At 65.5% G+C, this 20,341-nt stretch carries 20 protein-coding genes; 6 read left to right on the top strand and 14 right to left on the bottom strand.

Features of this window, described 5'->3' with window-relative positions:
- Positions 1-50: 50 nt before the first annotated feature.
- The 3 genes from C7411_RS35475 (at position 51) to C7411_RS35465 (ending at position 3,530) form a co-directional block, all read left to right on the top strand.
- A complete protein-coding gene (locus tag C7411_RS35475; protein WP_110388803.1) occupies positions 51-782 on the top strand; it encodes a DsbC family protein in 732 nt (243 codons plus the stop codon).
- A gap of 163 nt (positions 783-945) precedes the next feature.
- Positions 946-2,736: a M61 family metallopeptidase gene (locus C7411_RS35470; RefSeq protein WP_110388802.1), complete on the top strand. Its 1,791-nt coding sequence runs from the start codon at positions 946-948 to the stop codon at positions 2,734-2,736.
- Positions 2,737-2,933: 197 nt separating this feature from the next.
- Entirely contained in the window at positions 2,934-3,530 is a 597-nt protein-coding gene (locus tag C7411_RS35465) for an FMN-dependent NADH-azoreductase (protein WP_110388801.1), read from the top strand.
- A gap of 94 nt (positions 3,531-3,624) precedes the next feature.
- Here C7411_RS35465 and C7411_RS35460 read toward each other — a convergent pair whose 3' ends face one another.
- The 8 genes from C7411_RS35460 to rpe form a co-directional block, all read right to left on the bottom strand.
- Positions 3,625-4,584 carry a uracil-DNA glycosylase gene (locus C7411_RS35460; RefSeq protein ID WP_110388800.1) on the bottom strand — a complete coding sequence of 320 codons (960 nt, stop codon included), beginning with the start codon at positions 4,582-4,584 and terminating at the stop codon, positions 3,625-3,627.
- A gap of 169 nt (positions 4,585-4,753) precedes the next feature.
- On the bottom strand, positions 4,754-5,380 hold the full coding sequence (locus tag C7411_RS35455; RefSeq protein WP_110388799.1) for a CYTH domain-containing protein: 627 nt from the start codon (positions 5,378-5,380) through the stop codon (positions 4,754-4,756).
- A gap of 12 nt (positions 5,381-5,392) precedes the next feature.
- Positions 5,393-6,178, bottom strand: coding sequence for an indole-3-glycerol phosphate synthase TrpC (gene trpC / locus C7411_RS35450; RefSeq protein ID WP_110388798.1), 786 nt, complete (start codon positions 6,176-6,178; stop codon positions 5,393-5,395).
- A gap of 29 nt (positions 6,179-6,207) precedes the next feature.
- Positions 6,208-7,239: an anthranilate phosphoribosyltransferase gene (gene trpD, locus C7411_RS35445; RefSeq protein WP_110388797.1), complete on the bottom strand. Its 1,032-nt coding sequence runs from the start codon at positions 7,237-7,239 to the stop codon at positions 6,208-6,210.
- Between the two features lie 13 nt (positions 7,240-7,252).
- Positions 7,253-7,828: an aminodeoxychorismate/anthranilate synthase component II gene (locus C7411_RS35440; RefSeq protein WP_110388796.1), complete on the bottom strand. Its 576-nt coding sequence runs from the start codon at positions 7,826-7,828 to the stop codon at positions 7,253-7,255.
- Between the two features lie 14 nt (positions 7,829-7,842).
- The gene (gene trpE / locus C7411_RS35435) at positions 7,843-9,336 is read right to left on the bottom strand and encodes an anthranilate synthase component I (protein ID WP_110388795.1); all 1,494 of its coding nucleotides are present in this window, start codon (positions 9,334-9,336) and stop codon (positions 7,843-7,845) included.
- Between the two features lie 476 nt (positions 9,337-9,812).
- Positions 9,813-10,544 (bottom strand): phosphoglycolate phosphatase, encoded by a 732-nt coding sequence (locus C7411_RS35430; RefSeq protein WP_110388794.1) that lies wholly within the window; start codon positions 10,542-10,544, stop codon positions 9,813-9,815.
- Complete coding sequence (gene rpe, locus C7411_RS35425) at positions 10,541-11,239, bottom strand: ribulose-phosphate 3-epimerase (protein ID WP_110388793.1); 699 nt, start codon at positions 11,237-11,239, stop codon at positions 10,541-10,543. The genes C7411_RS35430 and rpe overlap by 4 nt, the downstream gene beginning before the upstream one ends.
- Before the next feature lie 230 nt (positions 11,240-11,469).
- Here rpe and apaG point away from each other — a divergent pair, with 230 nt between their 5' ends.
- Complete coding sequence (gene apaG / locus C7411_RS35420; protein WP_110388792.1) at positions 11,470-11,844, top strand: Co2+/Mg2+ efflux protein ApaG; 375 nt, start codon at positions 11,470-11,472, stop codon at positions 11,842-11,844.
- Positions 11,845-11,868: 24 nt separating this feature from the next.
- On the opposite strand, the gene C7411_RS37735 is transcribed toward apaG, so the two are convergent.
- Positions 11,869-12,012 carry a hypothetical protein gene (locus tag C7411_RS37735; protein ID WP_165822966.1) on the bottom strand — a complete coding sequence of 48 codons (144 nt, stop codon included), beginning with the start codon at positions 12,010-12,012 and terminating at the stop codon, positions 11,869-11,871.
- On the opposite strand from C7411_RS37735, the gene mltA reads away from it, so the two are divergent.
- Complete coding sequence (mltA, locus tag C7411_RS35415; protein WP_243413457.1) at positions 11,978-13,270, top strand: murein transglycosylase A; 1,293 nt, start codon at positions 11,978-11,980, stop codon at positions 13,268-13,270. The two genes, C7411_RS37735 and mltA, sit on opposite strands and share 35 nt — an antisense overlap.
- An 86-nt stretch (positions 13,271-13,356) precedes the next feature.
- Here mltA and paaK read toward each other — a convergent pair whose 3' ends face one another.
- The 5 genes from paaK to paaN form a co-directional block, all read right to left on the bottom strand.
- The gene (paaK, locus tag C7411_RS35410; RefSeq protein WP_110388790.1) at positions 13,357-14,655 is read right to left on the bottom strand and encodes a phenylacetate--CoA ligase PaaK; all 1,299 of its coding nucleotides are present in this window, start codon (positions 14,653-14,655) and stop codon (positions 13,357-13,359) included.
- A gap of 66 nt (positions 14,656-14,721) precedes the next feature.
- On the bottom strand, positions 14,722-15,192 hold the full coding sequence (paaI, locus tag C7411_RS35405) for a hydroxyphenylacetyl-CoA thioesterase PaaI (RefSeq protein ID WP_110388789.1): 471 nt from the start codon (positions 15,190-15,192) through the stop codon (positions 14,722-14,724).
- Position 15,193: 1 nt separating this feature from the next.
- Positions 15,194-15,985 (bottom strand): 2-(1,2-epoxy-1,2-dihydrophenyl)acetyl-CoA isomerase PaaG, encoded by a 792-nt coding sequence (gene paaG / locus C7411_RS35400; protein WP_110388788.1) that lies wholly within the window; start codon positions 15,983-15,985, stop codon positions 15,194-15,196.
- Positions 15,986-16,194: 209 nt separating this feature from the next.
- Positions 16,195-17,403: a 3-oxoadipyl-CoA thiolase gene (gene pcaF, locus C7411_RS35395; RefSeq protein ID WP_110388787.1), complete on the bottom strand. Its 1,209-nt coding sequence runs from the start codon at positions 17,401-17,403 to the stop codon at positions 16,195-16,197.
- 97 nt (positions 17,404-17,500) lie between these two features.
- A complete protein-coding gene (gene paaN, locus C7411_RS35390) occupies positions 17,501-19,201 on the bottom strand; it encodes a phenylacetic acid degradation protein PaaN (protein ID WP_110388786.1) in 1,701 nt (566 codons plus the stop codon).
- A 138-nt stretch (positions 19,202-19,339) separates the two neighbouring features.
- Between paaN and C7411_RS35385 the strand changes: the two genes are divergently transcribed.
- Positions 19,340-20,116, top strand: a complete 777-nt coding sequence (locus tag C7411_RS35385) for an enoyl-CoA hydratase (protein WP_110388785.1) — start codon at positions 19,340-19,342, stop codon at positions 20,114-20,116.
- Positions 20,117-20,341 lie beyond the last annotated feature (225 nt).

Here is a 20,341-nt window from a genome sequence, read left to right as displayed (position 1 = left end):
CTCTGCGCGCATCGCCCCTGCGCGGCGCGCCCGAATCAGGAATGCATCCCATGCAAACGCGTATTCGATTCGCCGCGCTCGTGATCGCGGTAGCCACCTCGGCGCTCGGCTGCTCGGCCCAGGCCGACCAGACCACCGACAAGATCAGGTCGGCGCTGCAGACGCGCCTCGGCATCGACGCCAGCGACATCAAGGGCATCACCAAAGCGCCCATGCCGGGCCTTTACGAGATCAACCTCGGCACGCAAATCGTCTACAGCGACGCCAGCGGCGACTACGTGCTCAACGGCGAACTCATCGACACCAAGGCGCACCGCAATCTCACCGAGGCGCGCCTGAACGAAATCAACAAGGTCGATTTCGCGAAGCTGCCGCTCGAGAACGCGGTCAAAGTCGTGAAGGGCGACGGCAAGCGCAAGATGGCCGTGTTCTCCGACCCGAACTGCCCGTACTGCCATCAGCTCGAAAACACGCTGAAGTCCGTGGACAACGTGACGGTCTACACGTTCCTGTATCCGGTGCTCTCGCCGGATTCGACGGCGAAGGCCAGGCAGATCTGGTGCTCGTCCGACCGCGCGAAGGCATGGGAGTCGTGGATGGTGGACCGCAAGGCGCCCACGGCGGCCGGCACGTGCGACACGGCCGCCATCGACAGCAATCTCGCGCTCGGCCAGAAGATGAACGTGACCGGCACGCCCACCGTGATCCTCGCCGACGGCACGCGCCTGCCGGGCGCAGTCAGCGCCGACCGGCTCGAACGCGGACTGAACGGCGCTCACTGACGCCACCCCCGAACCCGCCGGCCGCTTTCGCGGCCGGTGCTTTTTTGCCCGGCGCTTTTTGTCCCGCGCTTTTTCTCCGGCGCTTTTTCTCCGGCTGTGTCTGCCGGGCATACTGAAATTGCATGGCAGCGTCTGCTGACCGACTTACTCACCGATCCCGCCGATGAAGCCGATCCGATACACCATCGTCCCGAAGCATCCCGCCGCGCATCTGTTCGAGGTGACGCTCACCGTGGAAGACCCCGCGCCGGACGGCCAACGCTTCATGCTGCCCGTGTGGATTCCGGGCAGCTACATGGTGCGCGAGTTCGCGCGCAACATCGTCACGCTGCGCGCCTTCAGCGACGCGGGCCGCAAGGTGCGCGTGACGAAGACCGACAAGCATTCGTGGCAGGCCGCGCCCGTGAAGGGCGCGCTCACGCTGCGCTACGAGGTCTACGCGTGGGACCTGTCGGTGCGCGCGGCGCATCTCGACGACACGGTGGGCTTCTTCAACGGCACGAGCGTGTTTCTCGCGGCGCTCGGCCATGAGGAGGCGCAGCACGCGGTCGATATTCAGCGTCCGGACGGACACGCGTACCGCCACTGGCGCGTGGGCACGGCGCTCACGGAAGCGCGCGGCACCAAGCGTTACGGTTTCGGCGAGTACACGGCCACGAATTACGACGAGCTGATCGATCACCCGGTCACGCTCGGCGAGTTCACGCTCGCGAGCTTCAAGGCGCACGGCGTGCCGCACGACATCGTGATCGCGGGCCGCGTGGTCGGCCTCGACACCGAGCGTCTCGCCGCCGACCTGAAGAAAATCTGCGAGGCGCAGATCGCGCTTTTCGAGCCGCGCACGAAGCGCGCGCCGATGGAGCGCTACGTGTTCATGACGCAGGCCGTGAGCGACGGTTACGGCGGGCTCGAGCACCGCGCATCGACGGCGCTGATCTGCAATCGCACCGACCTGCCGGTGAAGGGCAAGCCGGAGACGTCGGAAGGCTATCGCACCTATCTCGGCCTGTGCAGCCACGAATACTTCCACACGTGGAACGTGAAGCGCATCAAGCCGGCCGCGTTCGTGCCGTATGACCTCGCGCGCGAGGACTATACGTCGCTGCTGTGGCTGTTCGAGGGCTTCACGTCGTACTACGACGATCTCATGCTCGTGCGCAGCGGTCTCATTTCCGCAGACGAATACTTCGGTCTGCTCGGCAAGACGATCGCCGGTGTGCTGCGCGGAGCGGGGCGCCTGAAGCAGAGCGTCGCGGAAAGCTCGTTCGACGCGTGGGTGAAGTACTACCGCCAGGACGAGAACGCATCGAATGCGATCGTGAGCTACTACACCAAGGGCTCGCTCGTGGCACTGTCGTTCGACCTCGCGATTCGCGCGCAGACGAACGGCCGCAAGTCGCTCGACGACGTCATGCGCCTTCTGTGGCAGCGCTACGGGCGCGACTTCTATCGCGGCAAGCCGGTGGGCGTGGGCGAGGACGATGTCGAAGCGCTGATTGCCGAGGCGACGGGGGTGGAACTGGGCGCGCTCTTTGGCGACGCCGTGCGCGGCACGCGCGACCTGCCGCTCGCGGCGCTGTTCGAGCCGTTCGGCGTGACGCTCGACGGGGAGCCCGAGCGCGGCGCGAAGCCGTCGCTCGGCGCGCGGCTGCGCGGCGGCGCCGAAGCGACGCTTGCCGTGGTCTACGAAGGTGGCGCGGCCCAGAAGGCTGGGCTTTCGGCTGGCGACGCGCTCGTTGCGCTCGACGGCCTGCGTGTGACGGGCTCGAATCTCGACGCGCTGCTCGCGCGCTACCAGCCGGGCACGAAGGTCGAAATCCACGCGTTCCGCCGCGACGAGCTTCGCGTGGCGCGTCTGACCCTCGACGCGCCCGAAGTCGCGCGCTACAAGCTCGCCGCCTCGGACAAGCGTGCGCCCGCGCGCTCATTGCGCGAGCGCTGGCTGGCGGCATAGACCGCTGGGCGGGGCTCGGCGGCACGAGGCACCAGAAGCGGCGTGGGGCGATGGATCCCACGCCGCTTTTTCATGCCTGCGATTGTTCTATCGTTGCAACAATCCGTCATCGGCGGACTACTTTTTCGGGGGGCGGTAAAAAAACACAATGCCTTCACTCGCGCAACGTTGCGCAACCGAGACCCGAAGGAGCCACCATGACCACGATCCTGCAAATCAATTCCGCCGCCCGCTCGCAAGGCGCCCAGTCGACGCTGCTCGTCAACGAATTGACGGCCAGGCTGCAACAATCGAATCCGGGCGCGCAAGTCGTCACGCGTAACCTGCAAGCCGATCCGCTGCCGCACCTCGACGACGCCGTGCTCGGCGCGTTCTTCACGCCGGCCGAGCAGCGCACGCCGGAGCAGCAAGCCATCGCCGCACGCAGCGAAGCGCTGATCGCGGAACTGCAGGCAGCGGACATCATCGTGATCGGTGCGCCGATGTACAACTTCGGCATCTCGTCGCAACTCAAGACCTACTTCGACTGGATCGCGCGTGCCGGCATCACGTTCCGCTACACCGCGAACGGTCCCGAAGGTCTTGTGAACGGCAAGAAGGTGTATGTCGTTTCGGCGCGCGGCGGCAAGTATCAAGGCACCGCGCACGACAGCCAGACGCCGTACCTGAAGTCGTTCCTCGGCTTCCTCGGCATGACCGACGTGAACTTCATCTACGCCGAAGGCCTGAACATGGGCCCGGACGCGGCAAGCGCAGCGCTCGCGCTCGCGCGTGAGGCGATCGCAGCAGCGTAAAGCGCGCGATTTTTGGCGGTAAAAAGCAAAAACGCCACGAGAGCGATCTCGTGGCGTTTTTCATGTGAGCGTCGCGTCGCGACGCCCAGGCGGTTCAGGCGAGCACGAGGCCTTCCTCCGGCAAACGCCAGTCGATCGGCTGGCGGCCGTGCGCCTGCAGATAGTCGTTGGCCTGCGCGAAATGCCCGCAGCCGAGAAAGCCGCGATGCGCGGAAAGCGGCGACGGATGCGGCGCTTCCAGCACGCAATGCGCACCCGAGAGCAGCGCACGCTTGTTCTGCGCGTGCGCACCCCACAGCATGAACACGAGGTGCTCGTGGCGCGCGGCGAGTTGCTGGATCAGCGTGTCGGTGCAGCGCTCCCAGCCGCGCTTCGCGTGGCTCGCGGCGCTCGCGCGCTCGACGGTCAGCACCGTGTTCAGCAGCAGCACGCCCTGGCGCGCCCAGGCGTCGAGACAGCCGTGCGTCGGCGCCTGAATGCCGAGGCTCGCCGCGATCTCCTTGAAGATGTTGCGCAGCGAAGGCGGCGGGCGCACCGAGGGCGGCACCGAGAACGCCAGGCCGTGCGCCTGCGGCGTGCCTCGATCTTCGCCGTGGTACGGGTCCTGGCCGAGGATCACGACCTTTACGTCGTCGGGCGAGGTGAGGCGCAGCGCGCGGAACACGTCGGCGGGATAGACGGTCTTGCCGGCGGCGCGCTCGTCGTCGACGAAGCGGCACAACGGCGCGTAGGCGTCGCTCGCGATGAACGGCGCGAGCAGCTCGCGCCAGGCGGCGGGCAGCGCGTCGAACTGGTCTTCGAGGCGCGTGGTGTCGACGGCGGCTTGCGGCCTGGCGGGTTCGTGGGGCATGGCGGGGGCGGACATAACGGCGTGCGTGCGCTCGGGCGCCGGGAATTCGTCGGCTTCGAACAACGAGAAAATCGTGATCTGGCGCGGGTCGAATTCGGGCGGCGGCGGCTCGTCGAGCGTGGCTTGCGGCGGGCCGGACAGATCGTCGTCGAACAGCGAGGTTTGCACCGGCATCGCGACGCGCGGGCGTTTCGTGGAAGTCATGGGCGGCAAGTGTCGCAGCAATTGCGCGCCGATTCAATCCGGCGCGAGCGCCGTAGAGCGGCCTTTTACGCCATCGGTGCCCATGTTGCAACTAACAGCGCCATTTTTGCGCTCTTCCCGGGTGATGGGCGCATTGGCGCGGGCACTCCGAAGCCGCGCCGCGTCGTTCTCAGCCTTCGCGCAGCCTGTATCCGCGCTGGGCCTTGCTGACGTCGTCCGGTGCGAGGCCTGGCAGCGCCTGCGCGAGTTCCGCCGCGAGCGAGTGCAAGGCCGCTTCGTCGCCCGACTTCAGTTCGAGTTCGATTTCGCAGATAGGCGTGCGCCGCGTCTCGCCGTTCACTTCGGCGGTGACTTCGCCCTGATCGATGGCCGCTTCGACTCGCGCGCCGTCGACTTCGAGCGTCCACAGCGTGCGCGTGAAGTCGGTGCGAAAGAGCGGGATCAGGTCCGCGGCGGCGTCCGAGAGCGCCGTCGAAACGCCGGCTTCATCGCACTCGTGCAGCAGCCTGTCGATTTCGAGCGCTTCGCCCGCCACTGGCATTTCCCACTCGTGGCGCGCGTGCAGCCCGTTTTGCGCCATGCCCACCGTCTTGAACGTCTGCAGCCACCCCTCGGGCGCACGGCGCAGGCGCAGCGCGCTCCTGGCGCGCGCGAGCGCAAGCGCCGGCGTGTCGAAGTAGATGTTTTCGAGCCTGATGGCGCGACCCGGCTTGCCGGCGCGCGTCTCGAAGAGACGCAGGGCCGCGTCCACCTGGTCGCGCGGCAGCGCGAGCTTGATTTCGCGTTCGATACCCATGGCTGCGCGCGATCAGAAGAACATGCGGGCGAGTTCCGCGCCCGGCTGCCCGGCGCGCATGAACGCCTCGCCCACGAGGAACGTGTGCACGGAAAGCGCGCGCATTTTCTCGACGTCCGCACGCGAGAGGATGCCCGACTCGGTCACGACGATGCGGTCTTCAGGCACGTCGTCGAGCATGCCGATGGTCGTGTCCAGCGTCGTTTCGAACGTACGCAGATTACGATTGTTGATGCCGATGAGCGGCGTCTTCAGCGTGAGCGCGTGCGTGAGTTCATCGCGGCCGTGCACTTCGACGAGCACCGCGAGACCGAGCGAATGCGCCAGCGCCTCGAGGTCGCGCATTGCGCCGGGCTGGAGCGCGGCGGCGATCAGCAGGATCGCGTCGGCGCCCATCGCGCGGGCTTCGACGACCTGGTACGGGTCGACGATGAAGTCCTTGCGCAGCACCGGCAGGCTGCACGCGGCGCGCGCGGCTTCGAGGTACGCGGCGCTGCCCTGGAAGAACTGCACGTCGGTCAGCACGGAGAGGCAGGCCGCGCCGCCCTCGGCGTACGAGCGCGCGATTTCGGCGGGCTGGAAGTCTTCGCGCAGCACGCCCTTCGACGGACTTGCCTTCTTCACTTCGGCGATCACGGCGGCCTGACCGTTGTCGTGCTTCGCGCGCAAGGCGCCGACGAAATCGCGCAGGTCACGCGTGCTGGCCTGCAGGCGCAGTTCTTCGAGCGGGGCGCTCTGCTCGGCGGCGCGCACTTCTTCGCGCTTGACCGCAATGATCTTTTCGAGGATGTCACTCATGATGTTCGGAGGCAAAAAACGGTGCGGGATCAGCGTTTGAACTGTTGCGTGAAGCGTACCAGTTCGTCGACTTTGGCGCGTGCGCGGCCGCTGGCGAGGGTTTCGCGCGCAAGCCGGATGCCTTCTTCGATCGAGTTCGCCACGTTCGCCGAGTAGAGCGCCGTGCCCGCATTCAGCGCGACGATCTCGCGCGCGGTTCCGGCCTCGTTCGAGAGCGCGCCGAGCAGCATCGCTTTCGACTCGTCGGCGTTTTCGACCTTGAGCGAGCGGTTCGAGACCATCTGCATGCCAAAGTCTTCGGGATGGATCTCGTACTCGCGAATCTGGCCGTCCTTCAGTTCGCCGACGAGCGTGGCCGCACCGAGCGAGACTTCGTCCATGCCGTCCTTGCCGTACACGACGCACACGTGTTTTGCGCCAAGCCGCTCCATCACGCGAACCTGAATGCCGACGAGGTCCGGATGAAACACGCCCATCAGCTGATTGGGCGCGCCGGCCGGATTCGTGAGCGGCCCCAGGATGTTGAAGATCGTGCGTACGCCCAGTTCGCGGCGCACGGCGGCGATGTTCTTCATCGCGGGATGATGATTGGGCGCGAACATGAAGCCCATGCCCGTTTCGGCGATCGAGGCGGCCACCTGGTCCGGCTGCAGATCGATGTTCACGCCGAGCGCCTCGAGCACGTCCGCGCTGCCCGACTTGCTGGAGACGCCCCGGTTGCCGTGCTTGGCGACCTTCGCGCCGGCTGCCGCGGCCACGAACATCGAAGCCGTGGAGATATTGAAGGTGTGCGAGCCGTCGCCGCCGGTGCCGACGATGTCGATGAAGTTCGAGTTGTCTTTCACCTCGACGTGATTCGCGAACTCGCGCATCACCGTCGCGGCGGCGGTGATCTCGCCGATGGTTTCCTTCTTCACGCGCAGGCCGGTGATGATGGCGGCCGACAGCACGGGCGAAAGCTCGCCGCGCATGATGAGGCGCATGAGGTGGAGCATCTCGTCGTGAAAAATCTCGCGGTGCTCGATCGTGCGCTGGAGCGCTTCCTGCGGGGTAATCATGATGGTCGCCTCCGGGTCAAGCGCGCCTGGTTTGCTTCAGGAAATTCTCGAAGAGGGCGTGGCCGTGCTCCGAAAGGATCGATTCCGGATGGAACTGCACGCCTTCCACCGCAAGCTCGCGGTGACGCACGCCCATGATTTCGCCGTCGTCGGTCCAGGCCGAGACTTCGAGGCAGTCGGGCAGCGACTCGCGCTCGATCGCGAGCGAGTGATAACGCGTGACGTTGAAGTGCCTCGGCAGGTCGGCGAACACGCCCTTGCAGTCGGTTTCGATCTGGCTCACCTTGCCGTGCATGATGGTCTTCGCACGCACGACGCGCCCGCCGAACGCTTCGCCAATCGCCTGATGGCCGAGGCACACGCCGAGAATCGGCGTCTTGCCGGCGAATTCGCGCAGCACGGCGAGCGTGATGCCCGCGTGCTGCGGGTTGCTCGGACCGGGCGAGAGGCAGATGCGCGCGGGGTTGAGCTGCGCGATTTCGTCGAGGGTGATTTCGTCGTTGCGGTACGTGTGAACGTCTTCGCCGAGTTCGCCGAAGTACTGGACGATGTTGTAGGTAAACGAATCGTAGTTGTCGATCATGAGCAACATGGTCTTTTCTCCGCTCAGAAGTCGCTGTCGAGGCCGTCCTGGACCTGCTCGGCGGCGCGCAGCACCGCGCGCGCCTTGTTCTCGGTTTCCTGCCATTCGGACTCGGGCACCGAATCCGCCACCACGCCCGCGGCGGCCTGCACATACAGATTGCCGTTGTGGATGAGGCCGGTGCGGATTGCGATGGCCAGGTCCATCTCGCCGTTGAACGAAAGATAGCCGACTGCGCCGCCGTAAAGCCCGCGCTTCACCGGCTCCAGTTCGTCGATCAGTTCCATGGCGCGAACCTTCGGCGCGCCCGAGAGCGTGCCGGCCGGGAACGTGGCGCGCAGGACGTCGAAATTGTTCATGCCGGGCTTGAGCTTGCCCTCCACCGAACTCACGATGTGCTGCACGTGCGAGTACTTCTCGATGATCATCTTGTCGGTGACGGCCACCGAGCCGATCTCGGCGATGCGGCCCACGTCGTTGCGCGCGAGGTCGATCAGCATGACGTGCTCGGCGATTTCCTTCGGGTCGTTGAGCAGTTCGGTCGCGAGCTCGGCGTCGCGCTCGGGCGTGTTGCCGCGCGCTCGCGTGCCGGCGAGCGGACGGATCGTCACGATGCGGTCCTCGCCGCGCTTTTCCTGGCGCACGAGAATTTCCGGCGACGCGCCCACCACGTGGAATTCGCCGAAGTTGTAGTAGTACATGTACGGCGACGGATTGAGCGAGCGCAGCGCACGGTAGAGCGACAGCGGATTGTCGCGATACGGCTTGGTGAGGCGCTGGCCGACCTGCACCTGCATCAACTCGCCAGCGGCGATGTATTCCTTCGCCTTGCGCACGGCGGCGAGGTAATCGTCCTTTTTGAATTCGCGGAACGTTTCGGTGCGCACGCTCGCCGAAGTCACCGGCGGCTGCACCGTGGTGCGCAGGCGCTGCTTGAGCTCGCGCAGACGGTGCTTCGCCCTGGTGTAGGCCTCGGGCGTTTGCGGATCGGCGTAGACGATGAGATACAGCTTGCCCGCGAGATTGTCGATGACCGCGACTTCTTCGGTCAGCAGCAACTGGATGTCGGGCAGGCCGAGGTCGTCGGCCGGGCAGGTATCGGCGAGCTTTTTCTCGATGTAACGCACCGCGTCGTAGCCGAAGTAGCCCGCGAGCCCGCCGCAGAAGCGCGGCAAGCCCGGACGCTGCGCGACCTTGAAGCGTGCCTGGTATTTCGCGATGAAATCGAGCGGATCGCTGTCGTGCGTCTCGACGACCTGGCCGTCGCGCACGACCTCCGAAACGCCGTTGCGCGTGCGGATCAGCGAGCGCGCCGGCAGGCCGATGAACGAGTAGCGCCCGAAGCGCTCGCCGCCCACCACGGACTCCAGCAGGAAAGAATTGGCGCCGCCGCGCTCGGGCTGCGCGAGCTTCAGATACAGCGAGAGCGGCGTTTCGAGATCGGCCAGTGCTTCGGCGATCAGCGGGATGCGGTTGTAGCCCTCGTTGGCGAGGGACTGAAATTCGAGTTCGGTCATGTTCCGATCCTGTTCGTGCTGCCAGTCGCGGCGGGTGCGGGCCCGGTGCGGCTCAAAACGGGGCGCGCGGTGAGCGCGAGGCGTTAGTTTTTGAGTGCTTGATGGCCGCTGGCGCTCGCTCGTGCGGTCCGTGTTCGCGCTCGCGATGCAGCGCTTGCCGGGCCGGCGTGCAGTACATCGACGGAGGGTGAGGCGTAGCCGCTCGCGCCTTGCGCACCTCGCCGCGAACGGCGAAACGACACGCAAGGACAACGAAAGCCAACGGCCGGACCAGCCGACGGGTTACCGCAACAGTTTAGAGTCGAGACACGCGCGAGTGCGCAGCGAAGTAAAAAACGGTGCTGAAGACAGGCTTCAGCGAACCTCGGGTGAGGTTAGCGCGACCAGCGACGCCAGGGCCAGGCTCCCCGGTCGATCGTGCTCAGACTCCGTTTTTTATTCAGAAACATGAGGATAGTTGACGTTCAGTTGAGAACTTAAGTCAGGTCATTGTGCGCTGCGACCGCCTTGGCGGCTTCGAGCAGCGAGGCAACTATACCATCCGATTCAATTTTTTGTACAGGTTGGCCGTGGTTGTAGCCGTAGGGCACCGTGAGCGTGGCCATGCCGGCCGCCCGGCCCGCAATCGCGTCGTTCTCCGAATCGCCGATCGCCACGGCCGCCGCGGGCTTCACGCCCAGGCGCTCGCAGGCCGTGAGCATCGGCAGCGGGTCGGGTTTCTTCTTCGCCAGGCTGTCGCCGCCGAGCACCACTTCGAAATACTGCGCGAGGCCGTATTGCTGCAGAAGCTCGACGGCGAAGCGGTGCGGCTTGTTGGTCACGCACGCGAGCTTGATGCCCTGGTCGCGCAGCGCAGCGAGACCCGCCTCGACGTCCGGGTATAGATGCGTGTGCCGGCCGTTGATCTTCGCGTACTCATCCTGGTAGAGCGCGAGCGCTTCGTCGAAGCGCGCCTCGACGTTCTCCGCGGGAAAGCGCGGCGCGAGTACGCTGCGGATCAGGTGCTCCGAGCCCTTGCCCACGTAGCCCATCACCTCCTCGCGCGTGGTTTCCTCGGCGTCGAGTTGCGCGAGCATGCCGTTCACGCCGGCGGCGAAGTCGTCGGCAGTGTCGACCATGGTGCCGTCGAGGTCGATCAGCGCCGCTTCGATGCGCGGCGCGGTGAACTTCGCGGTGGACTTCGCAGTGGACTTGATAGGAGCGCTCATTTTGCGTTCGCAGTGTGGGTGACGCTTGCGAGCTGCGCGCGCATCTCGTCGATCACGGTCTTGTAGTCCGGCTTGCCGAAGATCGCCGAGCCCGCCACGAAAGTGTCCGCACCAGCCGCCGCGATTTCGGCGATATTGTCGACCTTCACGCCGCCGTCCACTTCGAGGTGGATTTCGCGGCCCGTGCGGGCCGTGTAGGCGTCGATCTTCGCGCGCGCCTCGCGCAGCTTGTTGAGCGCCTCGGGAATGAACGACTGGCCGCCGAATCCCGGATTCACCGACATGACGAGCACGAGATCGAGCTTGTCCATCACGTGGTCGAGGTAGTTCAGCGGCGTAGCCGGGTTGAACACGAGGCCCGCCTTGCAGCCGTGGTCACGGATCAGCGAGAGCGTGCGGTCGATGTGATCCGAGCCTTCCGGGTGAAAGCTGATGAGGTTCGCGCCGGCCTTGGCGAAGTCGGGCACGATGCGGTCGACCGGGCGGACCATCAGATGCACGTCGATGGGCACGCTCACGTGCGGGCGGATCGCCTCGCACACCAGCGGGCCGATGGTGAGGTTCGGCACGTAATGGTTGTCCATCACGTCGAAGTGGATCCAGTCGGCGCCGGCAGCGACGACGTTGCGGACTTCTTCGCCAAGACGCGCGAAGTCGGCAGAGAGGATGCTGGGGGCGATGCGGAATTGCGTCATGGCGGCAATCGGGAAACTGTCGGAAAAACCGTATTTTACCGTCAGTGGGAGAGCCGATCCTTGCCACTGCCGTGGCTGGCGCCACGGGCGGCGTCGGGTTGCGAGCGCCCGCTGCATGAAGCAGAATGCCAAACCATGTGCCGCGCCTCGCGGCGCGCTCGCGAGCGCCTTGCTGCGCGGGCGTCTCGGTCAACGGACTCAGCAGCCGCGCACGGGCGATTGGAACAAGGATGAGCCAGTACGAATTCAGCGTGACGTCGCAGGTGCGCTACCTGCCCGAAGAATCGGATCCGGAGCGCCGGCAATATGCCTTCGCGTACACGCTGACCATTCGCAATACCGGTCAGGTGAGCGCCCAGCTGATCGCGCGCCACTGGGTGATCACCGACAGCGAAAATTACGTGCAGGAAGTGAAGGGGCTCGGGGTAGTCGGCCATCAGCCGCTTCTGAAGCCGGGCGAGCAGTTCGAGTACACGAGCTGGGCCGTGATCGCAACGCCGGTGGGCACCATGCGTGGGGAGTACTTCTGTGTGGCCGAGGATGCCGAGCGCTTCGAGGCGAGCGTGCCCGAGTTCGTGCTGCGCATGCCACGCACGCTGCATTGAACCGGCGCGAGAATTCGGGGTCTGCTAGTCCTGACGCCGATCGTCGCGCGAGGCTTGTTTTTTCCTGCCCGACGCGGTCCACACAACGATGAAAATCAGCAGGAACAGCGCAAGGAGCGCTTCCAGACCAAACATGAGCATCGGGTATTCGTCGAGCAGTTCTGACATGGCGGCATCCATCGAGAGCCAATATTGTAGGCGTGATTTTGACGTCGATTCGGGGCTCGATGTCCCGGTGATGCCGGGATTCACAAAGGTGCGATATCTCGTGGGGGCGGCGCTTCGGCGTGGGGGCGGCCGCTGGGGTGGCCGCACGAGTGTCCGGTTAGGCGGCTGGTTGGGCGCGGCTTCGCTGGCGGCTTTGCTTGCCGCATGCGGCGGCCCCGGCTACGTGCACAATGTGCCGCCCAAGGGCACGCCCACGCTGCCCTCGCAGCTCGCCGCGCAACGTCTCACCCCGGTCGCCTGGCAGCAGGTGCAGGGCTGGCAGGATGACTCGCTGATCGGCGTGACCGCGGCGCTGCGCGCGAACTGCACGCGCCTCGCGCGCGATCCTCGCTGGCAGCGCGCGTGCTCTGCGGCCTCGCAGCTCGACGATCTGGACGCCTCGAGCGCACGCGCATTCTTCGAAACGTATTTCACGCCCTATCAGTTCGCCAACAACGACGGCACGCTCGACGGCCTCGTGACCGGCTACTACGAACCGCTGCTGCGCGGTTCGCGCACGCGTCACGGCATCTATCAGACCGCGCTGTATCGCTGGCCGTCCGGTTATCGTCCGGGCGCCGCGATGCCGCCGCGCGCGCAGCTCGAACGTTCGGGCGTGCTGGGCGGCAACGAACTCGTCTGGGTGGACGATCCGATCGAAGCGTTCTTCCTGCAGGTGCAGGGCTCCGGGCGCATCGTGATGGAAGACGGCAGCGTGATGCGCGTGGGCTTTGGCGGCACCAACAACCAGCCGTACAAGTCGATCGGGCGCTGGCTGCTCGACCACGGCGAACTCACGCCCGCGCAGGCGACCATGCAGGGCATCAAGGCATGGGCACGCGAGAACCCGACGCGCGTGGACGCGCTCCTCGACACCAATCCGCGTTTCGTGTTTTTCCGCGAGATGGCGGGCTCCGAAGGCGACGCGCAGGGCGGCGCGGACGGCCCGATCGGTGCGCTCGGCGTGCCGCTCACGCCGGAACGCTCGATTGCCGTCGATCCGTCGTCGATCCCGCTTGGCACGCCGGTATTTCTCCAGACCACGCGCCCGCTCACGAATACGCCGCTCAACCGGCTCGTGTTCGCGCAGGACACGGGCACGGCGATCAAGGGCGGGGTGCGCGCCGACTACTTCTGGGGCCTGGGCGACGACGCCGGAGATCTGGCCGGCAAGATGAAACAGGGCGGACGCATGTGGCTGCTGTTCCCGAACTCGTGATCGGGGTGGCGCTTGCGCTGCACACGTGAAGAGAGAAAGCCGGTGCTTGCCGGCTTTCTCTCTTGCTGCGCGTTGCGAGCCGCGGTTTACTTCGGCCGCTTGTCGATGACTCGCTTTGCCTTGCCAACCGAGCGCTCGATGCCGTTCACTTCGAGCACGTTCACTTTGCACGTCACGCCGATCAGCGCCTTGATGTCGTAGGCGAGCGCCTTGCTGGCTGCGTCGAGCGCGCCATAGTCGGGCGCGGTTTCCGGGCACGGTTCGCAGTTGAGCGACATCACGTCCATCGGACCTTCCTTCGTCAGGACGATCTGATAGTGCGGCGCGAGCGCCGGCTGCCTGAGCAGCAGTTCCTCGATCTGCGTGGGAAACACGTTCACGCCGCGGATGATCAGCATGTCGTCCGAGCGGCCCGTGATCTTTTCCATGCGGCGCATGGTGCGCGCCGTACCCGGCAAGAGACGCGTGAGGTCGCGCGTGCGGTAACGGATGATGGGCAGCGCTTCCTTGGTGAGCGAGGTGAAGACGAGCTCGCCGAATTCCCCGTCGGGCAGCACTTCGCCGGTTTCCGGGTCGATGACCTCGGGGTAGAAGTGGTCTTCCCAGATCGTCGGGCCGTCTTTCGTTTCCGCGCATTCCGAGGCGACGCCCGGGCCCATCACTTCCGAAAGGCCGTAGATGTCGACGGCCGTGATGCCCATGCGCTGCTCGATGGCCTTGCGCATGTCGTTGGTCCACGGCTCCGCGCCAAAGATGCCGATGCGCAGCGAACAGGTGGCCGGATCGATGCCCTGGCGCTCCATTTCGTCGGCGATAGCGAGCATGTAGCTCGGCGTGACCATGATGATGTCGGGGCGGAAGTCCTGGATCAGTTGGACCTGCTTCTCGGTCTGGCCGCCGCCGAACGGAATGACGGTGAGACCCGCACGTTCCGCGCCATAGTGCGCGCCAAGGCCGCCCGTAAAGAGTCCATAGCCGTAACTGATGTGCACCTTGTCGCCGCGCCGTGCGCCCGCTGCGCGCACCGAACGCGCGACGAGGTTCGCCCAGGTGTCGATGTCGCGCGCCGTGTAAGCCACCACGGTAGGCTTGCCCGTCGTACCTGACGACGCATGGATGCGCGAAATCTGGTCTTGCGGCACCGCGAACATGCCGAAGGGATAGTTGTCGCGCAGATCCTTCTTCGTGGTGAACGGGAAGCGCGCGAGGTCGGCGAGCGACTGCACCTGGGACGGATGCACGCCTGCTTCGTCGAATTTGCGGCGATAGACCGGCGAATTCTCATAAGCGTGGTTTAGCGACCATTTCAGGCGCTCGAGTTGCAGCGCAGCAAGCTCGTCGCGGCTCGCCTTTTCGATGGGTTCGAGCGGCAGCGTGGTACTCATGAGTGTCTCCTGGATCTTAAGAACGTGACTCGTGACGCGTAGGGAATCGAGAAGGGGAAACCCGCTTCACGTTGCGACTGGAATGACGTTGCCGCGAATCTGCGCGGACTTGCCTCGGAACAGCGCGACGGTTTCGCCTGCCCGGTTCGTCACTCGGATGTCGTAGACCCCGTTGCGCCCCGATAGCACCTGTTCGACGGCTTCGGCGGTCAACACCTCGTCGCGCAGGACTGGACGCAGGAACTCGATCGAGCAGCCGGCCGCTACGGTGTTGACGTTGTATGAATTGCACGCGAAGGCGAACGCCGAATCCGCGAGCGAGAAAATCATCCCGCCGTGGCAGGTCTGATGGCCGTTGAGAAACTCGGGCCGCACGGTCATGGAGAGGCGCGCGTAGCCGGCGCGCACTTCGAGGAGTTCCATTCCGAGTGCGCGCGTGCAGCCGTCGGCTTCGTACATCGCTTGCGCGGCCGCGCGAGCAAGTTCGTCAGGCGGCAGGCTGTCGTCCTCTGGCAGTTGCGAGACTTGGGTGGACATCTCAGCGGCCCTCGAAGTGCGGTGCGCGTTTTTCGATGAAGGCCTGCACGCCTTCTGCGTAATCGTACGAAGCGCCCAGTTCGCGCTGCAGGTCGCGTTCGAGATCGAGTTGCTGGTCGAGCGAGTTCGTGGCCGATGCGCGCAGCGCTTCGCGCGTAGCGACGATCGCGCGCGTGGGTTGCTGCGCGAGGCGTGCGGCGAGCGCGCCGGCCGTTTGTGCGAGTTCCGCGTCGTCGGTCACTTGCCAGACGAGGCCCCAGCTCTCCGCCTTTTCCGCGCCCAGTTTTTCGCCAGTCATGGCGAGTCCGAGCGCGCGCGCCATGCCCACGCGCCTGGGCAGGAACCACGTACCGCCAGAATCGGGCACGAGGCCGATCTTTACGAACGCCTGGATGAAGCTTGCGGATCGTGCGGCGAGCACGAGGTCGCAGGCGAGGGCGAGATTGGCGCCGGCGCCGGCCGCAGTGCCGTTGACGGCGGCGATCACGGGCATCGGCAGCGTCTGCAGGCGCTTGATCAGCGGATTGAAATGCTCATCGATGAGGTCGCCGAGATCGGTCATCGCACCCGGCGTGAAGTCGAGATCGGCGAGATCCTGGCCCGCGCAGAAACCGCGGCCCGCACCCGTCAGCACGAGGGCGCGCGCGCCGGCCGCGGCGACCTCGTCGAGCGCTGCGGCAAGCTCGCGGTGCATGGCGCGCGTAAAGCTGTTGAGCTTGTCCGGGCGGTTCAGCGTGATTGTGGCCACGCGGGTGGATGCGTCGATTTCGACGCGGATCGCATCGTAGGGCATCGGTTGTCTCCTTGTCGGCCGCGCTTGGCGCTTAGCGTTTAGTGCGGCCCCATGCAAAGCTGTCGACCCGGGTTAGCGCTTCAGCTGTCGGCCGGAGTTTGTGCTTCAGCACTTACTCCGGACCCGTGCAGAGCACTTACTCTGGTCCCATGCAAAGCTGCCTGAGGCCGCCGGACGCATCGCCCGGCGGCCGGTCGATACTGCGCGTGTTATGCCTCGACGCGTTCGATAGCGAGCGCGATGCCCTGGCCGACGCCGATGCACATCGTACAAAGCGCAAAGCGTCCGTTCGTACGCTCCAGCTGATGGACCGCAGTCGTCACGAGACGCGCACCCGAAGCGCCGAGCGGGTGGCCCAGCGCAATCGCGCCGCCATTCGGATTCACGCGCGGATCGTCGTCGGCAATGCCGAGTGCTCGCAGCACGGCGAGGCCTTGCGAGGCGAACGCCTCGTTGAGCTCGATCACGTCGAACTGATCCAGCGTCATGCCGAGCTGCTTGAGCAGTTTTTGCGTCGCGGGCGCCGGGCCGATGCCCATGATGCGCGGCGCGACGCCGGCCGTGGCCATGCCGAGCACGCGCGCGCGGCGGCGCAGGCCGTATTGCCTCGCGGCTTCCTCATTGGCGAGCAGCAGGGCGCAGGCGCCGTCGTTGACGCCAGAGGCGTTGCCCGCCGTGACCGTGCCGTCCGGCTTCACGACGCCCTTGAGCTTGCCGAGCGATTCGAGCGAAGTCTCGCGCGGGTGCTCATCGAGCGTGACGTGTACCGGGTCACCCTTCTTTTGCGCAATCTCGACCGCGACGATTTCCTGCGCAAGCGTGCCGTCCTTCTGCGCGCGTGCCGCTTTCTGCTGGCTGCGCAGCGCGAATGCGTCCTGATCGGCGCGACTGATGCTGAATTCTTCCGCGACGTTTTCCGCCGTTTCCGGCATCGAATCGACGCCGTACTGCTGCTTCATCAGCTTGTTGACGAAACGCCAGCCGATGGTCGTGTCATAGGTGGCCGCTTCCCGCGAAAACGCCGAAGCCGCCTTGCCCATGACGAACGGCGCGCGCGTCATGCTTTCCACGCCGCCCGCGATCATGAGGCGCGCTTCGCCCGCCTTGATGGCGCGCGCCGCACTGCCGACGGCGTCGAGGCCCGAGCCGCACAGGCGGTTGAGCGTGCCGCCCGGCGCGTCGGTCGGCAGGCCCGCGAGCAGCGCGGCCATCCGCGCGACGTTGCGGTTGTCTTCGCCGGCCTGGTTGGCGCAGCCGTAGAGCACGTCGTCGAGCGTGCGCCAGTCCACGCCGGGATTGCGCTCGACGAGCGCGCGGATGGGCACCGCGGCGAGGTCGTCCGCGCGAACGTCCTTGAGGGCGCCGCCATAGCGGCCGAATGGGGTGCGAATCGCGTCGCAGATATAGGCTTCGGTCATCTCGGATTCCTGGGGCGCGAGCGCAGAAGTGCACTCACGCCTTGCATGCTAGAGGGATGGGCAGTCGGGCGCCATTCGGCCGAACGGCATAGGCCGTTCAGCCAGCTACCGCGGGAGCTGCTTTCGGTTCAACATGAACGCGGCTCTGAACCACGCGGAAGCGGTTCGCCACGAAGGCGGCGTCGGCGAGCGCGGCGTTCGCCGCGGGGTTCGCGCCGGTGCCGTGGAAGTCCGAGAACGCCGCCGACTGGTTCACGAACACGCTGCCCGTGAGGTTGATCGAGAGCGCCACGCCGCCGGTGATGGCGGCTTCGTGTGCAGCTTCGATCACGGCGTCGTCCGTGCTATAGGCGGAAAGGGTGAGCGCGCCGTGATCACGCGCGGTCTCGCCTGCCAGCTTGAGCGACTGGGCAGTCGAATCCGTGGCGATCACGAACGAGATCGGGCCGAACCATTCGCGCGTGAACTGGGCGGCGTCGCGGGCTGCGTCGAGCGAGAGCACGAGCGGCGTGCGTACGCGTGCGCCGGCGAACTGGGGGTGTTCGAGCGTCTGGCTATCGGCGAGCACGGTGCCGAGCTTGCGGGCTTCATCGATGCGAGCCGTCACGCCTTCGTTCTGGATCGCGCCGAGCACTTCGACGGCGCGCGCCGGATCGGCGACGAACTTCTGCACGGCGCCGGCAATCGCCTGAGCGACGGCCTCGAAGCTCACCTGGCCCTCAGCGGTGCGGATGCCGTCGCGCGGCACATAGATGTTCTGCGGGGCCGTGCACATCTGGCCCGAGTAAAGGGAGAGCGAGAACGCGATGTTGCGGGCGACGGCCTTCAGGTCTTCCGCGGAGTCGATCACGATCTGGTTGACGCCGGCCTTTTCGGTATAGACCTGCGCCTGGTGCGCATTGCGTTCGAGCCAGTCGCCATTTTGCGTGCTGCCCGTGAAGTCGATCAGCTTGATTTCGGGGCGCAGTGCGAGCTGCTGCACGAGTGCGCCATCGTTGGGATCGGTGGCGAGCAGCGTCACGACGTTCGGATCGAAGCCGGCTTCGCGCAGCACCTCACGCGCAATGCGCACAGTGATCGCGAGCGGCAGGATCGCGCCCGGGTGCGGCTTGACGATGACCGTGTTGCCCGTCGCCAGATCGGCGAAAAGGCCGGGGTAGCCGTTCCAGGTCGGGAACGTGCAGCAGCCGAGCACGAGGCCGGTACCGCGCGGCACGATGGTGAAACGCTTTTGCATCGCGAGGGGCGGGTTTTTGCCCTGCGGCTTTTCCCAGTGCGCATCGGCGGGAATGCGGCGCAGCTGGTCGTATGCGTACGCGACGGCTTCGAGCGCGCGGTCCTGAGCGTGCGGGCCGCCGGCCTGGAAGGCCATCATGAACGCCTGGCCGGTCGTGTGCATCACACTGAACGCGATCTCGAAGCTCGCGCGGTTCAGGCGCTCGAGGATCTCGAGGCTCACGCCTGCCCAAGCCTGCGGGCCAGCGGCGCGCCAGTCGCGCTGCGCTTGCTGCGCGGCTTCGATCAACTGGTCCGGCGTCGACTTCGGATAGCGCGCGCCGAGCGCGAAGCCGAACGGTGAGGCTTCGCTGCCGACGGTTTCGCCCGTCGACGGCTGGTCGAGTTCGAAGGTCCGATTCAGGTGAGCCTTGAACGCGGCTTCGCCATCGGCGCTAGCGGTTTCCCCGTACACTTTGGGGCTAGGCATTTCGGCGAACGGGCTCCAGTAGCCGCGGGTCTCGATGGCGGCAAGCGCTTTTTGAAGCGCACCCTCATGCTTGGCGAACAGCGAATGTGTCATGGCTCAACGTTGATTGAGAGGTTGGACAGGGCCCGTGCCAATTAATTGACCGACCGGTTGGTTGGCAAATGTTAGCATTAGTCAAAGTTCGGCGTAAAAGAATTTTTTTAGGACTTTCTTTTGATGAAAGGAGGAGTTATGGGGTACGAAAACATCCTGGTCGAGACGCGTGGCAAGGTCGGACTGATCACGCTGAACCGGCCAAAGGCGCTCAACGCACTGAACGACGCGCTCATGGACGAACTGGGTGCAGCGCTCAAGGCGTTCGATTCCGATGAGGGCGTGGGTGCGATCGTCATCACGGGCAGCGAAAAGGCGTTCGCGGCCGGCGCGGACATCGGGATGATGGCGAGCTACACCTTCATGGATGTGTACAAAGGCGATTACATCACGCGCAACTGGGAAACGATCCGCTCGATTCGCAAGCCGATCATCGCGGCGGTTGCAGGCTTCGCGCTTGGTGGTGGCTGCGAACTGGCCATGATGTGCGACATGATCTTCGCCGCCGATACGGCGAAGTTCGGCCAGCCCGAAATCAAGCTGGGTGTGATTCCAGGGGCGGGTGGTACGCAGCGCCTGCCGCGTGCGGTGTCGAAAGCGAAGGCGATGGACCTGTGCTTGACCGCACGGATGATGGGTGCGGAAGAGGCGGAGCGCGCCGGGCTCGTGTCGCGAGTGATTCCCGCGGCAGAGCTGCTGAACGAAACGCTGGCCGCGGCGGCGACCATCTGCGAATTCTCGTTGCCGGCCGTGATGATGGCGAAGGAGTCGGTGAATCGCGCCTACGAGACGACACTTGCTGAAGGGGTGCACTTCGAGCGCCGCCTGTTCCATTCGCTCTTCGCTTCGGAAGATCAAAAGGAAGGGATGGCGGCCTTCGTCGAGAAGCGCAAGCCCGTATTCAAGAACAAGTAAATACCTGGGAGATTCGATCGCCGGGAACGGCGATCGAAATTATTTCCCGCCACCCCCTTGCACAGCGCAGGCGGGGGCGCTAAGATTCGCCCCCTTCGCCGTTCGATGTCTCTGACGTTGGTGCAGCGAAGGCCGCCGCGGGAACCGGCGGTTTGCGAAGTCAGCAGCCTTTTTAAGCGGTGAGCGAAAAAAAGGGGTTGACGAAGCGATAAAGAGTCTTCATAA

The sequence above is a fragment of the Paraburkholderia silvatlantica genome (assembly GCF_003096715.1).
Taxonomy (GTDB): Bacteria; Pseudomonadota; Gammaproteobacteria; order Burkholderiales; family Burkholderiaceae; genus Paraburkholderia; species Paraburkholderia silvatlantica.
The sequence above is the reverse complement of the archived record's forward strand: the minus strand, read 5'-3'. Positions and strand labels throughout refer to the sequence as shown.

Excerpts from the sequence above, each read along its gene's own strand:
- mltA (WP_243413457.1), top strand. The coding sequence starts at position 11,978 with ATGAGCATCGGGTATTCGTCGAGCAGTTCTGACATGGCGGCATCCATC.
- C7411_RS35385 (WP_110388785.1), top strand. The coding sequence starts at position 19,340 with ATGGGGTACGAAAACATCCTGGTCGAGACGCGTGGCAAGGTCGGACTG.
- C7411_RS35430 (WP_110388794.1), bottom strand. The coding sequence starts at position 10,544 with ATGAGCGCTCCTATCAAGTCCACTGCGAAGTCCACCGCGAAGTTCACC.
- paaK (WP_110388790.1), bottom strand. The coding sequence starts at position 14,655 with ATGAGTACCACGCTGCCGCTCGAACCCATCGAAAAGGCGAGCCGCGAC.
- C7411_RS35460 (WP_110388800.1), bottom strand. The coding sequence starts at position 4,584 with ATGACTTCCACGAAACGCCCGCGCGTCGCGATGCCGGTGCAAACCTCG.
- C7411_RS35455 (WP_110388799.1), bottom strand. The coding sequence starts at position 5,380 with ATGGGTATCGAACGCGAAATCAAGCTCGCGCTGCCGCGCGACCAGGTG.
- apaG (WP_110388792.1), top strand. The coding sequence starts at position 11,470 with ATGAGCCAGTACGAATTCAGCGTGACGTCGCAGGTGCGCTACCTGCCC.
- C7411_RS35465 (WP_110388801.1), top strand. The coding sequence starts at position 2,934 with ATGACCACGATCCTGCAAATCAATTCCGCCGCCCGCTCGCAAGGCGCC.
- C7411_RS35475 (WP_110388803.1), top strand. The coding sequence starts at position 51 with ATGCAAACGCGTATTCGATTCGCCGCGCTCGTGATCGCGGTAGCCACC.
- C7411_RS35440 (WP_110388796.1), bottom strand. The coding sequence starts at position 7,828 with ATGTTGCTCATGATCGACAACTACGATTCGTTTACCTACAACATCGTC.
- trpE (WP_110388795.1), bottom strand. The coding sequence starts at position 9,336 with ATGACCGAACTCGAATTTCAGTCCCTCGCCAACGAGGGCTACAACCGC.
- paaG (WP_110388788.1), bottom strand. The coding sequence starts at position 15,985 with ATGCCCTACGATGCGATCCGCGTCGAAATCGACGCATCCACCCGCGTG.
- C7411_RS37735 (WP_165822966.1), bottom strand. The coding sequence starts at position 12,012 with ATGTCAGAACTGCTCGACGAATACCCGATGCTCATGTTTGGTCTGGAA.
- C7411_RS35470 (WP_110388802.1), top strand. The coding sequence starts at position 946 with ATGAAGCCGATCCGATACACCATCGTCCCGAAGCATCCCGCCGCGCAT.
- paaI (WP_110388789.1), bottom strand. The coding sequence starts at position 15,192 with ATGTCCACCCAAGTCTCGCAACTGCCAGAGGACGACAGCCTGCCGCCT.
- pcaF (WP_110388787.1), bottom strand. The coding sequence starts at position 17,403 with ATGACCGAAGCCTATATCTGCGACGCGATTCGCACCCCATTCGGCCGC.
- paaN (WP_110388786.1), bottom strand. The coding sequence starts at position 19,201 with ATGACACATTCGCTGTTCGCCAAGCATGAGGGTGCGCTTCAAAAAGCG.
- trpC (WP_110388798.1), bottom strand. The coding sequence starts at position 6,178 with ATGAGTGACATCCTCGAAAAGATCATTGCGGTCAAGCGCGAAGAAGTG.
- rpe (WP_110388793.1), bottom strand. The coding sequence starts at position 11,239 with ATGACGCAATTCCGCATCGCCCCCAGCATCCTCTCTGCCGACTTCGCG.